Here is a 16,885-nt window from a genome sequence, read left to right on the forward strand (position 1 = left end):
CATCCTAAAACATAGTGAATAAGCATCGATAATACTTTTAATTTAGACTACCAATATCTGATAAAGGCCAGATTCGAAATACCAGTTTTCCAACCAGTTGTTCATCTGAAACCGCACCGACAGAGGTATTTCGTGAGTCAATAGAGACTTTACGGTTATCTCCTAAAACAAAGATACGATTTTCTGGAACTTGGTAAGGAAACTTGATGTTTGTCTCACCATAAGCCTTATTTTCAATATATGGTTCATTTATTTTTTTGTCATTGACATAAACTGTTCCATCTTTTGTGATGTTGACCCAGTCACCAGCTTCAGCAATGACACGTTTAACTAAGATATTGTTGTTGTAATAAAATGCAACGATGTCTCCCGTTTTAAAGCGATTGCTTTTAACAGCTAGTACAACATCGCCGCTTTCTAGCGTCCCTTTCATGGATTTCCCATAAATCCTAAGAGTAGGAAGATAAAGCATAGCTACCAAAATAGCAAAAGCTGCAACAACGACTAACATAAAAACCGTGCTTCTAATCTTTTCAGAAAATAGTTTACGGTATTTTGCTTTTTTATAGAGTTCCTCAATCTCACTCGTTGTTGGGAGTGTAATATTTTCATCCTTTTTCATGTTCTGCTTCTCCATTCATTAATTTGACATTTTTAAGATATAAGTCAGCTGCTTTTTGGCTTTCTTCAAAAACCTTTGTCAAACTAAGGGAAGCTTCTGCGATAGACCCAGCATTAGCTAAGCGGATTTCTTGGCTCTCTAATTTTTCATTAGCTTTTGCCAATTCGTCCCGCAGTCTATCAATCTCTTTACTTTGCGCTAGCATAATTTCATAAAGTTCTATTCGCTTTAACTTTCGAAATTTTCCTTTTCCCACATAAATCGCCTCGTTTCCTTCTTATTATAAAGCGTTTTCTGTTAATTGTATTGTAATACTTTTAATTGTTTTTTTCAATTATTTTCTGTAGATTTTCTAAGAATTTTTTCCGAGTTTTTGTACATTTTAATCTTTTTTGTCATTTAGTACCAAAAAAAGAGACGGGATTTTCATCTCGTCTCTAAAAATTTTTTCGTATGTTATCCAACATACCATTCTCATAAGGAGTTAGGCTGTTAGATTATTATCTCCGTTTTTATAGCGATTTAAATTCATTTTCAGCATTGTACACATACCTCCATGATATTTTTTATCTACTACAATTTACATTGGTATCACTCCTTTAGCTATTTTATGCAACTAGCTAAAGTATCACCATTTTTATATCTTGCTACATTCATAAGATACCTCCATTTAACTGAAAATACTCACTGAGCAATGATAATAATCATCCGATTGTTTGTTTTTTTCTCATGTAGCGATTTACTCGTCGCCACATGTGTTTTGAGTCTCCATTTTTGTAACGACCTACATTGATTGCTTTCATATCTATTACAACTTTCATTAAAAGCTTTTGAACATGGAAGCAATATGATTAGAAGCCCATTCGATTACTACTGTTACTAGCAACAAAATCAACCGGTAATATTTTTTGCGCTAGCTATTTCTAATCGTTCACTTCCAATTATAATTTTCATCTAAAATGTGACATCACTCCTTTATCGACTTAAATCCAACTAGTTGTTAGTCTCCATTTTTGTAACGACCTACATTTATCATCAACATAAGACGTTCCTCCGATGTGTCAAATTTTCAATGTTACAATGTTATGAGATTTTTTGAGGTATAAATCTTTATGGCTAAACAAAGTGCCTAATCACCATTTTTATAGCGACCTAAGTTTAATGTCAACATAAGCGCCACCTCCATTACGTAAAGTTAACTGTGCCTACTTAACTCCGACTAGAGACTTTATCACCATTTTTATACCGGGCGACATGTGGTTTCATCATAAGAACTATTACCTCCTTACTTCGTTTCTTTTGTCATCCTTCTTTACACTTTTATTATAATGTAACCGCTTACCTTTTGTCAAGAGATATGGGCTTTTTTATCAAATTTTTTTCTAAAAACTTTTATTACCTTTAAAAATCAATCTTTGCTACAATGGAAACATGACTAATTTGAAAGACTACGGTATCGACATGTGGGATGCTGAAAAGATTGCTTCTTTTCGACGCACCTTACTTAATTGGTATGATAATGAAAAGCGTGATTTGCCTTGGCGCAGGACAAAAAATCCTTACCACATCTGGATATCTGAAATTATGCTACAGCAAACTCAAGTAGTTACTGTTATTCCTTACTATGAGCGCTTTTTAGACTGGTTTCCAACCATCGAGTCACTGGCTAATGCCCCTGAAGAAAAATTACTCAAAGCTTGGGAAGGTCTTGGCTACTACTCTCGCGTGCGCAACATGCAAAAAGCTGCACAAGAAATCATGGAAAATTTTGGCGGGGTATTTCCTGACAATCACAAGGACATTCTTTCGCTGAAAGGTATCGGACCTTATACGGCTGGCGCGATTGCTAGTATCGCTTTTGGGCTTCCTGAACCTGCTGTTGATGGCAATGTTATGCGTGTTATGGCTAGGCTTTTCGAGGTCAATTACGATATTGGTGACCCTAAAAATCGAAAAATTTTCCAAGCTATTATGGAAGTGCTCATTGACCCAGAGCGTCCTGGTGATTTTAACCAAGCACTGATGGATCTTGGAACAGATATCGAATCAGCTAAGAACCCTCGTCCAGATGAATCACCGATTCGATTTTTCAGCGCAGCTTATCTACACGGAACTTACGATAAATATCCTATAAAACTTCCTAAGAAAAAACCAAAACCGATACAAATTCAAGCCTTTGTTATTCGTAACAGTGACGGCGATTTCTTAATGGAAAAAAATCTTGATGGACGATTGCTTGGAGGTTTCTGGTCATTTCCAATCATGGAAACTGATGTTATCGGACAGCAGCTTGATTTATTTGAAAAAAATGATGCTGCGCTTCAGACCATTTCACAAAAAGCAAAATTCGAAGAGAATTATCAGCTCAAGCCAAATTGGACAACTAAGACATTTCCAGCTGTCAAACACACCTTCAGCCACCAAAAATGGACTATTGAGCTCATCGAAGGAAACGTAACAACAACTGACTTCACGACTAACAAAGAACTCCACTGGGTTTCACAAGACCAACTCTCACACTACCCAATGGCAACACCGCAGAAGAAAATGCTTAAAGAGTATTTAGGAAAGGAGATTTAAACAGAATTGAAAATAAAAAATATTTTAGTAATCGGTAATGGTTTTGATCTTGCAATCAAACGTAAAACCAGTTATGAAGATTTTATTAAATTTGCTTGTCAAATAACAGGATTTCCCAACGAATCAATATCACATTCTTTGTGTGATAATTACACTTTATATGGTAAAGAGTCTTTTATTAATCAGTATAAAGAATTTCAGGTGAATATTGTTTCAGAATTTATTGATTTCCTAATAAAAAAAGATAGTGAGCAGACTAATTTGCGTAACCTTACCCAAAAAAAATTAAAGCATTTAGACAAGTATTACAAATATTTTCAATGTGAAGTTCCTTTTAGAGGAAAAGAAGCAACATTTAACAACTTTTATGATTCTTTTTACGGACGAGGTATTCAATATCCTACAGATGAAACGTTTATAGCAGCTATAGAGGAAAAACTTCAAGAAGAAATTGAAAAATGTAATCCTATTAACCTTAATTCCCTTTTAAATGTAGTGGAAACTAATAGTGAATTTAAAAAAATGTCCTCAGAATCTAATGATGAAATCAGTTTATCCTACTATGATTTCTTTTCTAAATTTAAAAATCCTATTTTAGACTTTATACTTCTTAATAAAGATTCTCTCGATAACTGGTCAAGCCTCGAACAACATATTTCTCATTTAATCAATGGCTTTGTAGAATTAAAAGAAAAAATTGAAGAGTTAGAAAAAGAATATACCAAACTATTTATCGACAATCTTCTTACCAATAACGAACTTGAGACACTTATCAAAGAAATTGGAAAGCGCTTTTCTTTTTTGCCAAATAGTACTCATATCAACTTTTTAATTAGAGACATTGGATATACATTCCATTCCAATTTAAAACCTAACAGCAGTTATCAATCATCACAATCTACGCCTAACAACTTAACTGCTGCTTTTGAAGAATATCATAAAAAACTAGTTGAAGCGCTAAATTCTTTCGCATTTCTACTTGAATTATATTTAACATACCTTGATAAAATTGAGGATAAAAGTAAATTTGAAGTTCCAAAAATCTTGTCATCTTTTGAACAAATCGATAATATACTAACGTTTAATTATACCGATACTGCTCAACAATTATATAATGTCTCAAATGATAACATTCATTATATTCATGGAAAACTAAATTTTGCCAAGGATACAATTGAAACCACAAATTTAGTACTTGGGATTGAAGATACCGACCACGATATCATTGATAACGATTTAATAGATTTTCAAAAAACATTTCAAAGAATTGTTAAAAAAACAGGTTCTAAGTATCGTTCTTTTTTTAATTTTAATATTTCAGATGAACTTGTACGTGTCATAATATATGGTCACTCATTAGATGTACTAGATCAAGAAATTTTCAAAGAAATATTTAAAGTATTAGATAACGTTTCAAATAATTCCAAAAATCAAGTACATATGGAAATAATTATTTTATACTTTGGTAAAACTGAATTACAAGCTACTATGGACTTAAAATCCAAAGTCCGTAATCTCTCCACTATTTTAGGAAAAGACAAATTAATAGAACTAACCGCTAATAATCTTGTCCATTTTATTGATTCCTCTAAAACGGAAGAATTTAAACAAATTGCACAAGAATCAAAAAATCGAGCCAAACACACCAATATTTTCATATACACATTTTTTAAAAACACTAAAATAATTTTTTCAAAACTGTTTAATCTTTGATTTATTTTTTCAAGACCAACTCTCACAATACCCCATGGCAACCCCGCAGAAGAAAATGCTGAAGGTTTATTTGGAGGGGAAATAGTTTAAAAGCCTGATTTTCATCGGGCTTTTTTCTTCTATTTTATGTTCATTTGAAAATTAATTTTCTACCTTTATAACAAAAACGTTTTCAATTATTCTAAAAAAAGAGTATGATGAAAGTAACAATTTGTAAAAAAGGAGTAGATTATATGAAATTAGTTGCTATTGTCGGAACGAATTCTGAGCGTTCTACTAACCGTAAGTTGTTAAAATTTATGGCAAAGCATTTTTCAGATAAGGCTGACATTGAACTTATTGAAATCAAAGATTTGCCAGCTTTCAACGAACCTGAAGACAAGCTAGCTCCTGCTAGTGTCGCAGAATTTTCTAAGAAAATTGCTAGCGCAGATGGTGTGATCATCGCAACGCCTGAGTATGACCATACTATCCCAGCGCCGTTGTCTTCTGCTCTCGAATGGATTGCCTACACTAGTCGCGCTCTTGTCAATAAACCAACTATGATTGTAGGTGCTTCTCTTGGTGCTCTTGGAACTTCACGCGCACAAGCACACCTCCGCCAAATTCTGGACGCTCCTGAGTTGAAAGCACGTATCATGCCAGGAATCGAGTTTCTTCTCGGTCACTCTGAACAAGTTTTAGACGATGATAATAATCTTAATAATCCTGAAAAGGTAGCTGAGCTTGAGGAGAATTTTAAAGAATTCCAAGCTTTCGTTGAGATTACCAATCAAGTTGTCAGCAAGGCTGATACTGACCGTAAAAAAGCTTTCGCTTGGGAAGTCAACTAGGAGGTGCATTTATGAAATTAGTTGCTATCGTCGGAACCAATGCTAAAAAATCATATAATCGACTTTTACTACAATATATGGCAAGACATTTTGCCAAACAAGCGGACATTGAACTTTTAGAAATCACCGATGTCCCAATGTTCAACGAAACAGATGACCAAACAGAATCTGCTGTTATCCAAAATTTCAACACTAAAATCACTGAAGCTGACGGTGTGATTATTGCTACACCTGAACATAATCACACTATTCCATCAAGCTTAAACAGCCTGATTGAGTGGCTATCTTTTAACATTCATCCATTGACTGGTAAGCCTGTCATGATTGTTGGAGCTTCTTATGGTATCCAAGGGTCTTCACGCGCACAGCTCCATCTTCGCCAAATTCTAGATGCTCCTGGTGTTAATGCTGTTGTCATGCCTGGTAGTGAATTTTTACTCGGTCTTGCTCATCAAGTTTTTGATGAAAATGGCGACCTCAAAGACCAAGGCACAATTGATTTCTTAGAATCTTGTTTCTTCCGCTTTGTTCGCTTTGCAACGATTGCTAATCAGCTCAACGAACCTGAAGACGTACGCTTTGAACCTGGTACTTACCAAGTCACAACGGTCGGACACAACGGTGACCTTCCAATGTCAGTAACCCTTTCAGAAGAACGCATCGAAGCCATCGATATTGATTCATCTGGTGAAACAGGAGGAATTGCTGACGTGGTCTTCACTCGCATTCCAAACGAAATCATCGAAGGTCAAACCCTTAATGTCGATGCCATTTCTGGTGCTTCAGTCACTTCAAAAGGTGTCCTAAATGGGGTCGCGCGTGCGGTGCGCCAAGCTGGTGCTAATCCTGACGCCCTTCGTTCACGTCCAAAAGCACCTTCTGCTCTTGATAAAGAAGACAAAACTTACGACACAGAACTTGTCATTGTTGGTGGGGGCGGTGCTGGGTTGACAGCCGCTGCTCGTGCCCTTCAAGCTGGTAAAAAAGTCATCCTCGTTGAAAAATTCCCAGCAGTCGGCGGAAACACTGTCCGTGCTGGTGGTCCAATGAACGCTCCTGATCCTGCTTGGCAAAATACATTTGCTGCTAACCCAGGTGAAGCCCACAATCTGCAAGAATTGCATGATATTGATGAGGCAACTATCGACCCTGAATTCTTACCAGATTTCCGTGCCCTTAAGTCTGAAATTGAAGAATACCTCAAAGACCCAACTTATCTTTTTGACTCAAAACTTCTCTACCGTATCCAAACTTATCTTGGCGGTAAACGTAAAGACCTCAAAGGGCATGAAATCCACGGCAATTATGAACTTATTCGTGTTCTAACAGAACATGCTCTTGAATCTGTTCGCTGGTTAGAAAATATCGGTGTCGAATTCCTACGTGACGAAGTAACCATGCCAGTTGGTGCTATTTGGCGTCGCGGTCACAAACCAAAAGTTCCAATGGGCGTTGCCTACATCGCTGTTTTGAAAGATTTCGTTTTGAAAAACGGAGGAGTCATTCTAACAGATACCCAAGTTAAAGAACTTATCGTTACAGATGGTGTCGTTACAGGTGTTAAAGGTAGAGGACGTAACGGTCAAACCATTACAGTCAACGGTAAAGCAGTCCTTTTGACAACAGGTGGTTTTGCTGCCAATACTAAAATGCTTCAACAATACAACACTTATTGGTCAGAAATTGATGATGACATTGCTACATCAAATACACCTGCTGCTACTGGTGACGGTATCCTACTTGGTCAATCTGTTGGAGCAGACCTTGTCGGTATGGGATTCAGCCAAATGATGCCAGTTTCTGACCCAGTGACAGGTGCTCTCTTCACAGGTTTGCAAGTTCCACCAGCAAACTTCATTATGGTCAATACCAAAGGTAAACGCTTCGTCGATGAATATGGTAGCCGTGACCAATTATCTCAAGCAGCTATCGATAACGGTGGCCTCTTCTATCTAATCGCAGATGAAAACATCAAAGAAACTGCCTACAACACTAGTCAAGAAAAAATCGATGCCCAAGTTGAAGCAGGTACCCTCTTTAAAGCTGATACCTTGGAAGAATTGGCAGAGCAAATCAACATTGACCCAGCTACTTTGGTAGAAACAATTACCAATTACAATTCGTACGTTGACGCTGGTCATGACCCTGAATTTGACAAAGGTGCCTTCGACCTCAAAGTCGAAAAAGCACCATTCTACGCAACACCACGTAAACCAGCCACACACCACACGATGGGTGGTCTAAAAATCGATACTCACGCACACGTCATCAACGAAGATGGCAAAATTATCAAAGGTCTCTTTGCTGCTGGTGAAGTTGCAGGTGGACTCCACGCAGGTAACCGACTCGGTGGTAACTCACTAACAGACATCTTCACATTCGGTCGCATCGCAACTGATACCGCAATCAAAGAATATCTTGATTAAATAGTCAACACCAAGGAGAATGTTTAGAAATTCTTCTAGGCATAAGAAAAAGCACCCTGCCCGCCAAAGCTAGGGTGCTTTTTTATCATCACCAACAAGTGACGTCTCAGAAAAGGACACATACAAAAAATTCCAGCTGTTAGGCTGGAATTTTTTAGGAGATTACAAGTAGCTCAGCTACCCATACTATGAAAAAGAAAGTTTATTTAGGATTGACTATAGTATAGCTAGACTAGCTTAAGCAAAACTGAATTTTTTCTTATAGAAAACTTAAACCACAAAAAATCCTGCTAGGTCAGCTGTTAGGACATTAGCTACTGCAAATTGGTATTTGCCACGGAAATGCGCCAAATGTGTCATGGTTCTGATATTGTATTTCTTGGCAAACTTTTTGTAAGCAACATAGTCAATATCTTTGGTATCAAGGCAATAGACCACTTGATCAACTTGGCTGAGCTTTTCTAAGGCATTTTGAGTATCGACATTATCAAGACGACCAGTTAATAAATAAAAATCTTCTTTAGCAGCCATTTTGGCTTTAACCTCATCAAGCGTTACAAAATAAATATTATCTGGCACTTCAGCCTTAGCATCCCCACAATGAAAGAAAAACGCAAGAATCACCAGCCCAAAAATCATTACATATCGCATTACTTTTCCTCCTACCTATTTATTCGAAAAAGGAAAAGAAAAATCACCAAAATTGGTGATTTTTTAATACTATTTTTCTGAATAGGGAACGAGATACAATTTTCTGTTCATGTATTCAGCTAAAAAGATGTCTCTTGGATTATCGATGTTTTGCTCTTTGAGTTTTTCTAGCAGCCAATCTTCGTCTTGATTGATTAACTCTAAAACATCATAGTTGATATTGCCATTACTGATGAGAGGAAATCTTGGATTTTCTGAATTTTTGTCCAAGACCGTTAACTTACCATTTGGCTCCATGATGGCACTCTTAACATCTCTGGTTGAGTTTAATCCTTCCATGCGAAGATGGAGCATAAGCTGATCTGCCGTGATTCCAAGTTTGGCACAATTTTCCACATTGACCTTACCATTTTTTATCAAAATCATAGGATTTCCAACAACAAGCGATTTAACAAATTTATTATTAATCAAAAGCTTGACGACGATGACAACCAAAGACCAAATCAGCAAAATAATAATAAACGTCAAAATGGAAATTGAGCTGTTATAAATCACACCACCGATGATACCACCAAGAACGAAGTTTTGAATTTGGTTAAGCGGCGTGTTAGCTGAAAATTCATATTTTCCGAGAACATTAATCTGTAGAATGGTCGCTAAAATCCCTAGAAAAAATTTAATGCTTATCAACACATACATATTCATCGGCTATTTTCCTCCATTAACGTAGACATTGTGGTCAATCACGTGCGTACGCTCAAGCGTGTAAGAATTATTGTCATCATTAAGGTGTACCATGTAGTCTTCCTTATTGTAGCGGACAATAATTCCATCCCTTAAAGTCGTTGAATTAACCAAGACATCGTCAGTTTTTAAGTCATTATCTGTAGCCACACTTTTTACAAATTGCACAAGTGCCTGAGATTGTGAAAAATCATGGTTATTTTGCATATAATCCTCAACCTGAATACCAAGCAAAATCAGCATCAACACTACAATACCAATACTGATATCACGAAGGCGCGTCTTAAGCCGATTATGCATGTAAAGAAGACTCGTCAGCATCACAATAACAAGTAAAATAATCAAAATAACAGACCTAATCACAAGATTAGAAGACTGGTGCTGAATAATGTAATCTAAAGTATAAAAATCCATAGCAAGCTCTCCTACAAACACTTTTTCGTCGCATCGTTTTCTTCTTATTATACTATTTCTAGCACCAAAAAACTCCCGAAAAATTTCGGGAGTTCATCGTCTATAAAAATTGATTAGCTTAATTCAGCAACGATTGCTTTGATTTGGTCTTTAGTGTGAACACCAGCAACTTGTTTCACAACTTCGCCATCTTTTTTGAAAAGCAATGTTGGAATTGACATGATACCAAATTTTTGAGCTGTTTCTGGGTTTTCGTCAACATCGATTTTAACGATTTTAAGTTCGTCTTCGTCCATTTCTTCTGACAATTGTTCCAAGATTGGAGCTTGCATCATGCATGGACCACACCAAGTTGCCCAAAAGTCAACAAGGACAAGACCTTCATTAGTTTCAGCTTCAAATGTAGCATCAGTAACATTAAGTGCCATTATAATTACCTAGAACTTCTAAATGGGCTGACTTGTTTTTTCATTAAAAAACGGATACGAATCAGCCTAGCATCCCAAAGTTCTTTTTCCTTTTCTATTAGTTTATGAGCCTATTTTACGGGAAATTTACCATTTTGACAACTAATTGCTACGGAATTTTCTTTTTTTGAAAAAATTCTCATTTTACCTCTCTGCTACCTCATGTGCTATAATAAAACTATCATTACTCAGAGGAATCCTATGAAAAATTACGCTGATTTTTATGCCAAAATAACTGACCCAATCCGAAAAAATCCACGTGCTGTCCACAATTTGAGACTTATCAACAGACTATTAACAGCAGTCATGTATCTGGTCTATCCGCTACTGCTTGTTTACCTTTTTTTCAAACAGCAAAGCCAACTTGTCCCAACCATCTTTATTCCTGGGGTGTCGTTTATCCTTGTATCCTTGATACGAAAAATGATTAATACACCACGTCCTTACGAGGCTTGGCAGATTAATCCCCTCATCAAAAAAGACACCAAGGGTCAATCCATGCCAAGTCGCCACGTCTTTTCAGCAACGATTATCAGCATGGCTGTTTTGCGACTAAATCCGATTTTAGGAATTCTTTTCCTTGTTTTATCGCTAGTCATCGCTATTTGCCGTGTCATTGGTGGAGTTCACTACCCGTATGATGTTGCGGCTGGTTATCTTATTGGCATTATCTGTGGATTATTACTTTTTCTTTTTTAGTTATCAACATCAAATCCCCAACTCAATCGAGCTGGGGATTTTTTTATCATTTCTTCAAAAGATTTTCCACTTAGTTTTCAACAGGATGCAAATTTTTAAGCGATAAATCCAGAATCTTCGCTGAATGCGTAATCGCTCCGCTTGACACGTATTGAACTGCCAAATCTGTGTAAGAAGCAAGATTTTCTCGAGTGACATTTCCTGAAATTTCGATTTCAGCTCTGCCATCAATCAAAGCTACTGCTTCTTTCATAACATCGTGTTCCATATTATCAAGCATAATGATATCAGCTCCAGCTTCGACCGCTTCTTTAACCATATCAAGTGTTTCCACTTCGATTTCGATTTTACGGACAGATGGTGCGTAAGCTTTAGCAGCAAGAACTGCCTCTTTAACACCACCCGCAGCACCGATGTGATTATCTTTTAGCAAAACACCGTCTGATAAGTTGTAACGGTGGTTTTTACCGCCACCAACTTTAACAGCGTATTTTTCGAAAATACGGTTGTTTGGCGTTGTTTTACGTGAATCAAGCAACGTAATCGGGCTATCTTTTAAAAGCTCTGCCATTTCATGCGTGTAAGTCGCAATCCCACTCATGCGTTGAAGATAGTTGAGTGCTGTGCGTTCTCCTGAAAGAAGGACACGAATATCACCACGAACAGTTCCCAATTTTTGACCTGCTTTTACAGCTTCACCGTCTTTGACCAAAACATCAAACTTCGTTTGTGGATCAAGTAAATAAAACACGCGCTCAAAAACTGGTAAACCACAGATAATCCCGTCTTCCTTACAAATCAAGTCAACTTGTCCAGCCACATTTTCAGGCATCACACTGTTTGTTGACACGTCTTCATTATTAATGTCTTCTGAAAGAGCGCTTAAAATAAGTGGATCAACGTTTAATTTTAGGGTAATTGGATCTAACATCATTATCCTTTCTCATCTCACAAAACTGCTAACCAATAACAGTTTCTAATTGATTTTGTTCTGTTAATTTTTCGACAACTAATTTCTTGTAATCATCTTCTAAGATATCTTCATCTCGGTATTCAAGCAAATCAATCTCAGCCAAACTGTCTGGAAGTGTTGAAATACTGTCATAATTTGCTACCAAATCTTTGGCTGCGCGTTTAGCAAAAACAAGACTTTCAAGAAGTGAATTACTTGCTAGACGATTTTGACCATGAACACCATTACAAGCTGTTTCACCAACTGCATAAAGAGCGTCCATAGTTGTCTTACTATGGTGATTAACCTTGATACCACCCATGAAATAATGCTGTGCTGGCACAACAGGAATGCATTCAGTAAATGGGTCATAACCAGCTTCACGACAGTGTGCCAAGATATTTGGAAAATGTTCTTCCAATTCTTTTTTAGGAATCGTGCGTAAATCTTCCCAGACGTGGTCTGTTCCATCTTTTTCCATTTGTTTTAAAATGGCTTGCGCAACAACATCACGTGGCTGTAATTCATCAACAAAACGGTTCATGTGTTTGTCATAGAGAAGGGCACCTTCACCACGAACAGACTCAGAAATCAAAAATGAACGTTCTTTTGGATTTTCTTGGTAGAGTGTTGTTGGGTGAATTTGCACGTAAGACATGTCCTTAAGTTCGATACCGTGTTTTAGTGAAATCGCTAGAGCATCACCAGTCAAGTGTTTGAAGTTTGTACTGTTTTTATACAAACCACCAACACCACCACTTGCAAGAACTGTCACATCAGCTGTAATCTTTTTAAGTTCACCATTTGAAAGACGCACAATACCACCGTAACAACGATTATCTTCTTCTAAGATATCAAGCAGACAAGTATCTTCCATTAAAGTTACATTTGGCAATTTTCTGACGGCTGCCAAAAGTCGGCTTGTAATTTCTTTACCAGTCGTATCTTGATAGAAAAGAATACGTTTATCAGAGTGTGCCCCCTCTCGTGTGAAGGCAAGATTACCATTTTCATCACGTTGGAAATCAACACCATAGCCGATTAAATCTTTGATGACATCAGGTGAAGATTTAATCATCAAATCAACAGAAACTTTATCATTTTTGTAGTGACCAGCTCGCAAGGTATCTTCAAAGAATGAGTCGTAGTCAGACTCATCTTTCAACATGCAAATACCACCTTGTGCCAAGAAAGAATCACTGTGTTCTAATTTATCTTTAGAAATAATGGTAATTTGAAATTCTTGTGGCAAGTTTAAAGCAGTGTAAAGTCCTGAACAGCCACTACCGACAATAAGTACATTTGTTTTCATAGAAACCTTCTTTTTAATTGTTTAACAACAATCATTTTCTGGGCAAAATAGCGTCATTTCAATGGGTACCCTAGCTATTTCACACTTTTTCTGAAATATATTTTCATCATACGATTCAGAACATATTTTACCACCAATCAAGACACCTGACAAGACACCTGAACGAATTTTATTTACAGGTGTCTTGACACCTTAAAAAAGAGATACTATAATATGTAACTAAGACAGTCCTAGGAGGATTTCATAAAATATAATGAATACACGAGAGATGCAAGACGAAATTTTACGTCTCAAAAAAGAAAAAGGGGTTTGTATTTTAGCACATGCCTACCAAAGTCAAGATATTTGGGAAGTTGCTGATTTTATCGGCGACTCATTTGCTTTGAGTAAATACGCTGCCAAAGCCCCACAAGATACAATCATGATGTGCGGAGTTCGTTTCATGGCAGAAACGGTAAAAGTTCTCTCACCTGAAAAAACTGCTCTTCTTGCCAACCCAATGGCTGGTTGCCCAATGGCTGCGCAAATTGATAAAAAAATCGTTACATGGCTAAAAGAAGCTCACCCAGATTACACAACTGTCGCTTACATTAATACCACATCTGAAGTGAAAACTTTGGTCGATGTCTGTGTAACATCATCTTCAGCTGTCAAAATTATCAACAACATTGACAATGACAAGATTCTTTTTGTTCCAGACCGTAACCTTGGTCAATGGGTCGCAGAACAATGTCCTGACAAGCAATTTGAATTTTTCAAAGGTGGTTGTCCGACACACATGCGCATGCGCAAACGTGATGTCCTAAAAGCGCGTGAAGCTCACCCAAATGCTAAAGTACTTGTTCACCCAGAATGTCTAGCTGAAGTTACTGAGTTAGCTGATTTTGCTGGAAGTACTACAGAAATCATGGCTTACGCTAAAAACAGTACAGACGAAGAATTTATCATCGGTACTGAAAGCAGCATTGTTGAACACTTACAATTTGAATGTCCTGATAAACGTTTCTATCTACTTTCAACTGAGTGTGTTTGTCACAACATGAAAATGACGACATTAGCTGATATTTACAACTGTTTACTTGGACGAGCAGGCGAAGAAATCATTCTTGACGAAGACACTATCAAAGGTGCTCGTCATGCGATTGACCAAATGATCCTGCTTGGTCAAAAATAAATTATTTGCATTTTCTACACACAAAAAAGCCCGCAATATGCGAGCTTTTTATTGTATTTTAGCTATTTTACCAGTGAAATAGATTTGATAGCCAAAAAGCTATTGATATTTGTCCTCTGTGCTTTGCAGGAGCATCCAAAAATGATTTTGAAAAATCAATGATTGCCTTAGGTGCTTTATAATGATGAGTCACCAAGTACCAAGAAATGGATTTACTTAATCTTGCTGCCACAAAACTAGCTGGCTCACCCTGATTCAGACGAGTTTTAGAATCCGATAGCATCTGTAAACACTCTGGCGTTCTCTTAACCTCATCATCTGCCATCGTTTGTTCTAATAATAGAATAAATTCATCTTCTTTCATCTGTTCTCCGCAATTCCCTCTAAATAAAATTCTGTTAAAAATGCCATACTAGAAAATTAATATTAGTCACAAGTTTCTCCCAAAACAAGCTAAAATACCATTTCAGTATACCAAAAAATCTTGCTTGTGAACGTCAATGTCGTAAACGGTTAAAATTCAGTCGCGAACCGCCAAGTTGAAAATAGTAGTTGTGTTATGTATAATAACAGAAGATTGAATTTTCTGATTTTTATAAAAATAGAGCCAACTAATCGGAGAGGATGCTTATCTTCCTTTAAGCTGAGTCCTATTTGACTTAGTAAAAAGCAGCAATAAACTCTCTAAACTAGTCAATAATTTTGAAAGGTTCATAAGATATGCTGAAAGAATTCATTTCTAAAAAAATTTTATTCATTTATCTAGTATGTGTTGTCATTACATGGCTCGAAGCAATCATTAATCCAAGTGTCGTTAGTATGGTTGTGAAAAGTTTTGAACATCAAAAATTAGAAACACTTTGGTATGCTCTTAGTCTTGGAATTGGTGGAAATATTATCCTTTTAATTGGTTTATCAGGGAAGAGATATTTCTATAGTAAATTAATTGCTTTTTTTAATTTTAAAATTAAGAAGAAGGTTTTTTACCAATTTTTACACAGCGATTCTATAGCAAACAACGATATACTGTCTGATTTAGAAAATGATATTCAGCAACTCGAAAATAACTGCATTGAACCTGCGGTTATTATCCTATCCTCTCTTGGCTTTACTCTTGTATCAGCTATCTATGCTTTATGTACCAATTTTTTACTAGGCTCAATTTTTATCCTATTTTACTCAGTGCCTGCTCTTTGTAGCGGTATAGGTTCAACAAAACTAGATCTCATTTCCATGCAAAAATCAGAAATGAACCAGTCTTATCTTTCAAAACTGACAAATATCATTGGTGGTTCAAGAGTCATAAAAAATTACCATGGTGAAAAATTCTTTTATGAAAAATACTCACAAGAATTACATAAAAATATCACCCAAAATATCGTCTATGAAAAGCAACGTACCATAAATAATAGTCTCGTTAATGGAATTGATGCTTTTTGTTCTATTTTCCCAATCATCATTGGTGGTTTTATGACCTATTATAGTAAATTATCAGGCGCAAGTTTTATTGCTATTTATTTAGTATCTTACAATATCAGTTATCAATTTCAGGAACTTTCCTATTACATTAACACATTTAAATCTAGCAAAAATTTACGTCAAAAATATCAACAGATTTTCAATGTCACCACAGTTGATAATATGAAAAGTCACACCAATTTATTTCCAATTCATCTTAAAAATATCAATCTTACATTTGATAACAGCGTTATCTTTTCTAATTTTTCTTATCACATCGAATCAAGACAAAAAATTGCCATTATTGGCCCTAGTGGTTGTGGAAAATCAACCTTACTTAATATCATTTATGGCGACATCGTCCCTGATTCTGGTCAGATTTTATTCAATGGAAAAGCTCTACAAAAACAGCAAATAATGCAAGCTACTGCATATATTCTTCAAGATAGTTATTGCTTTAATGAATTAACATTAGAAGAAAATATTGCTTTAAGTAAAACTTTCAATGTCGATAAAATGGATAGAATACTGAATTTGGTCAACCTTTCATATTTAAAAGGAAAAGTTATTAATCCTGATACAATATCTGGTGGAGAAAAGCAGAGAATAGAAATTGCACGAAGTTTGTATCATGATAGTACTTTGATTTTAGCTGATGAGGTTAAATCGAATTTAGATGCAGCTAACGCTAAACAAATTGAAGAGATTTTATTGACTATTCCACAAACCGTCATAGAAGTTATTCACCATTATAATGACGATACGTTAAAACATTATGACCACGTTATTGATTTATCACACCAAAGATTTTAATATCATACTCAAAAAAAGCCTAGGACA

Annotated in this window: 16 protein-coding genes; 7 read left to right on the forward strand and 9 right to left on the reverse strand. The window is 36.2% G+C overall.

Annotated features, from left to right (window positions below):
* Positions 1–37: 37 nt before the first annotated feature.
* Both lepB and ACNTMY_RS08195 read right to left on the reverse strand, forming a co-directional pair.
* Entirely contained in the window at positions 38–622 is a 585-nt protein-coding gene (gene lepB / locus ACNTMY_RS08190) for a signal peptidase I (protein WP_423216087.1), read from the reverse strand.
* Positions 609–878 carry a DNA repair protein gene (locus ACNTMY_RS08195; RefSeq protein ID WP_423216088.1) on the reverse strand — a complete coding sequence of 90 codons (270 nt, stop codon included), beginning with the start codon at positions 876–878 and terminating at the stop codon, positions 609–611. The genes lepB and ACNTMY_RS08195 overlap by 14 nt, the downstream gene beginning before the upstream one ends.
* 1,175 nt (positions 879–2,053) lie before the next feature.
* Between ACNTMY_RS08195 and mutY the strand changes: the two genes are divergently transcribed.
* The 4 genes from mutY to ACNTMY_RS08215 all read left to right on the forward strand — a co-directional run bounded on the left by mutY (position 2,054) and on the right by ACNTMY_RS08215 (position 8,174).
* The gene (gene mutY / locus ACNTMY_RS08200) at positions 2,054–3,202 is read left to right on the forward strand and encodes an A/G-specific adenine glycosylase (RefSeq protein ID WP_423216089.1); all 1,149 of its coding nucleotides are present in this window, start codon (positions 2,054–2,056) and stop codon (positions 3,200–3,202) included.
* A gap of 6 nt (positions 3,203–3,208) precedes the next feature.
* Entirely contained in the window at positions 3,209–4,915 is a 1,707-nt protein-coding gene (locus ACNTMY_RS08205; RefSeq protein WP_423216090.1) for an AbiH family protein, read from the forward strand.
* Between the two features lie 233 nt (positions 4,916–5,148).
* Positions 5,149–5,748, forward strand: a complete 600-nt coding sequence (locus ACNTMY_RS08210) for an NADPH-dependent FMN reductase (protein WP_423216091.1) — start codon at positions 5,149–5,151, stop codon at positions 5,746–5,748.
* Positions 5,749–5,759: 11 nt separating this feature from the next.
* Positions 5,760–8,174: a flavocytochrome c gene (locus ACNTMY_RS08215; RefSeq protein WP_423216092.1), complete on the forward strand. Its 2,415-nt coding sequence runs from the start codon at positions 5,760–5,762 to the stop codon at positions 8,172–8,174.
* Positions 8,175–8,444: 270 nt separating this feature from the next.
* Here ACNTMY_RS08215 and ACNTMY_RS08220 read toward each other — a convergent pair whose 3' ends face one another.
* The 4 genes from ACNTMY_RS08220 to trxA form a co-directional block, all read right to left on the reverse strand.
* Positions 8,445–8,825, reverse strand: a complete 381-nt coding sequence (locus ACNTMY_RS08220) for a hypothetical protein (RefSeq protein ID WP_423216093.1) — start codon at positions 8,823–8,825, stop codon at positions 8,445–8,447.
* A 69-nt stretch (positions 8,826–8,894) separates the two neighbouring features.
* On the reverse strand, positions 8,895–9,530 hold the full coding sequence (locus tag ACNTMY_RS08225; protein WP_423216094.1) for a DUF421 domain-containing protein: 636 nt from the start codon (positions 9,528–9,530) through the stop codon (positions 8,895–8,897).
* A gap of 3 nt (positions 9,531–9,533) precedes the next feature.
* On the reverse strand, positions 9,534–9,983 hold the full coding sequence (locus ACNTMY_RS08230) for a DUF3290 domain-containing protein (RefSeq protein ID WP_423216095.1): 450 nt from the start codon (positions 9,981–9,983) through the stop codon (positions 9,534–9,536).
* Positions 9,984–10,096: 113 nt separating this feature from the next.
* Complete coding sequence (trxA, locus tag ACNTMY_RS08235) at positions 10,097–10,411, reverse strand: thioredoxin (protein WP_004233217.1); 315 nt, start codon at positions 10,409–10,411, stop codon at positions 10,097–10,099.
* A 240-nt stretch (positions 10,412–10,651) separates the two neighbouring features.
* On the opposite strand from trxA, the gene ACNTMY_RS08240 reads away from it, so the two are divergent.
* Positions 10,652–11,149 carry a phosphatase PAP2 family protein gene (locus ACNTMY_RS08240; protein WP_423216096.1) on the forward strand — a complete coding sequence of 166 codons (498 nt, stop codon included), beginning with the start codon at positions 10,652–10,654 and terminating at the stop codon, positions 11,147–11,149.
* A gap of 70 nt (positions 11,150–11,219) precedes the next feature.
* Here the strand turns inward: ACNTMY_RS08240 and nadC are convergent, their stop codons facing one another.
* Entirely contained in the window at positions 11,220–12,080 is an 861-nt protein-coding gene (gene nadC, locus ACNTMY_RS08245) for a carboxylating nicotinate-nucleotide diphosphorylase (protein WP_033153321.1), read from the reverse strand.
* Positions 12,081–12,108: 28 nt separating this feature from the next.
* Positions 12,109–13,413 (reverse strand): L-aspartate oxidase, encoded by a 1,305-nt coding sequence (locus tag ACNTMY_RS08250; RefSeq protein WP_423216097.1) that lies wholly within the window; start codon positions 13,411–13,413, stop codon positions 12,109–12,111.
* 253 nt (positions 13,414–13,666) lie between these two features.
* Here ACNTMY_RS08250 and nadA point away from each other — a divergent pair, with 253 nt between their 5' ends.
* Positions 13,667–14,587 carry a quinolinate synthase NadA gene (gene nadA, locus ACNTMY_RS08255; protein ID WP_027968363.1) on the forward strand — a complete coding sequence of 307 codons (921 nt, stop codon included), beginning with the start codon at positions 13,667–13,669 and terminating at the stop codon, positions 14,585–14,587.
* Between the two features lie 67 nt (positions 14,588–14,654).
* Here nadA and ACNTMY_RS08260 read toward each other — a convergent pair whose 3' ends face one another.
* Positions 14,655–14,951, reverse strand: a complete 297-nt coding sequence (locus ACNTMY_RS08260; RefSeq protein WP_423216098.1) for a bacteriocin immunity protein — start codon at positions 14,949–14,951, stop codon at positions 14,655–14,657.
* A 356-nt stretch (positions 14,952–15,307) separates the two neighbouring features.
* On the opposite strand from ACNTMY_RS08260, the gene ACNTMY_RS08265 reads away from it, so the two are divergent.
* The gene (locus ACNTMY_RS08265; RefSeq protein ID WP_423216099.1) at positions 15,308–16,858 is read left to right on the forward strand and encodes an ATP-binding cassette domain-containing protein; all 1,551 of its coding nucleotides are present in this window, start codon (positions 15,308–15,310) and stop codon (positions 16,856–16,858) included.
* Positions 16,859–16,885: the final 27 nt, after the last annotated feature.

The sequence above is a fragment of the Streptococcus equinus genome, assembly GCF_049393735.1.
GTDB lineage: Bacteria > Bacillota > Bacilli > Lactobacillales > Streptococcaceae > Streptococcus > Streptococcus equinus_G.

Excerpts from the sequence above, each read along its gene's own strand:
- lepB (WP_423216087.1), bottom strand. The coding sequence starts at position 622 with ATGAAAAAGGATGAAAATATTACACTCCCAACAACGAGTGAGATTGAG.
- mutY (WP_423216089.1), top strand. The coding sequence starts at position 2,054 with ATGACTAATTTGAAAGACTACGGTATCGACATGTGGGATGCTGAAAAG.
- ACNTMY_RS08210 (WP_423216091.1), top strand. The coding sequence starts at position 5,149 with ATGAAATTAGTTGCTATTGTCGGAACGAATTCTGAGCGTTCTACTAAC.
- ACNTMY_RS08215 (WP_423216092.1), top strand. The coding sequence starts at position 5,760 with ATGAAATTAGTTGCTATCGTCGGAACCAATGCTAAAAAATCATATAAT.
- ACNTMY_RS08220 (WP_423216093.1), bottom strand. The coding sequence starts at position 8,825 with ATGCGATATGTAATGATTTTTGGGCTGGTGATTCTTGCGTTTTTCTTT.
- ACNTMY_RS08225 (WP_423216094.1), bottom strand. The coding sequence starts at position 9,530 with ATGAATATGTATGTGTTGATAAGCATTAAATTTTTTCTAGGGATTTTA.
- ACNTMY_RS08230 (WP_423216095.1), bottom strand. The coding sequence starts at position 9,983 with ATGGATTTTTATACTTTAGATTACATTATTCAGCACCAGTCTTCTAAT.
- trxA (WP_004233217.1), bottom strand. The coding sequence starts at position 10,411 with ATGGCACTTAATGTTACTGATGCTACATTTGAAGCTGAAACTAATGAA.
- ACNTMY_RS08240 (WP_423216096.1), top strand. The coding sequence starts at position 10,652 with ATGAAAAATTACGCTGATTTTTATGCCAAAATAACTGACCCAATCCGA.
- nadC (WP_033153321.1), bottom strand. The coding sequence starts at position 12,080 with ATGTTAGATCCAATTACCCTAAAATTAAACGTTGATCCACTTATTTTA.
- ACNTMY_RS08250 (WP_423216097.1), bottom strand. The coding sequence starts at position 13,413 with ATGAAAACAAATGTACTTATTGTCGGTAGTGGCTGTTCAGGACTTTAC.
- nadA (WP_027968363.1), top strand. The coding sequence starts at position 13,667 with ATGAATACACGAGAGATGCAAGACGAAATTTTACGTCTCAAAAAAGAA.
- ACNTMY_RS08260 (WP_423216098.1), bottom strand. The coding sequence starts at position 14,951 with ATGAAAGAAGATGAATTTATTCTATTATTAGAACAAACGATGGCAGAT.
- ACNTMY_RS08265 (WP_423216099.1), top strand. The coding sequence starts at position 15,308 with ATGCTGAAAGAATTCATTTCTAAAAAAATTTTATTCATTTATCTAGTA.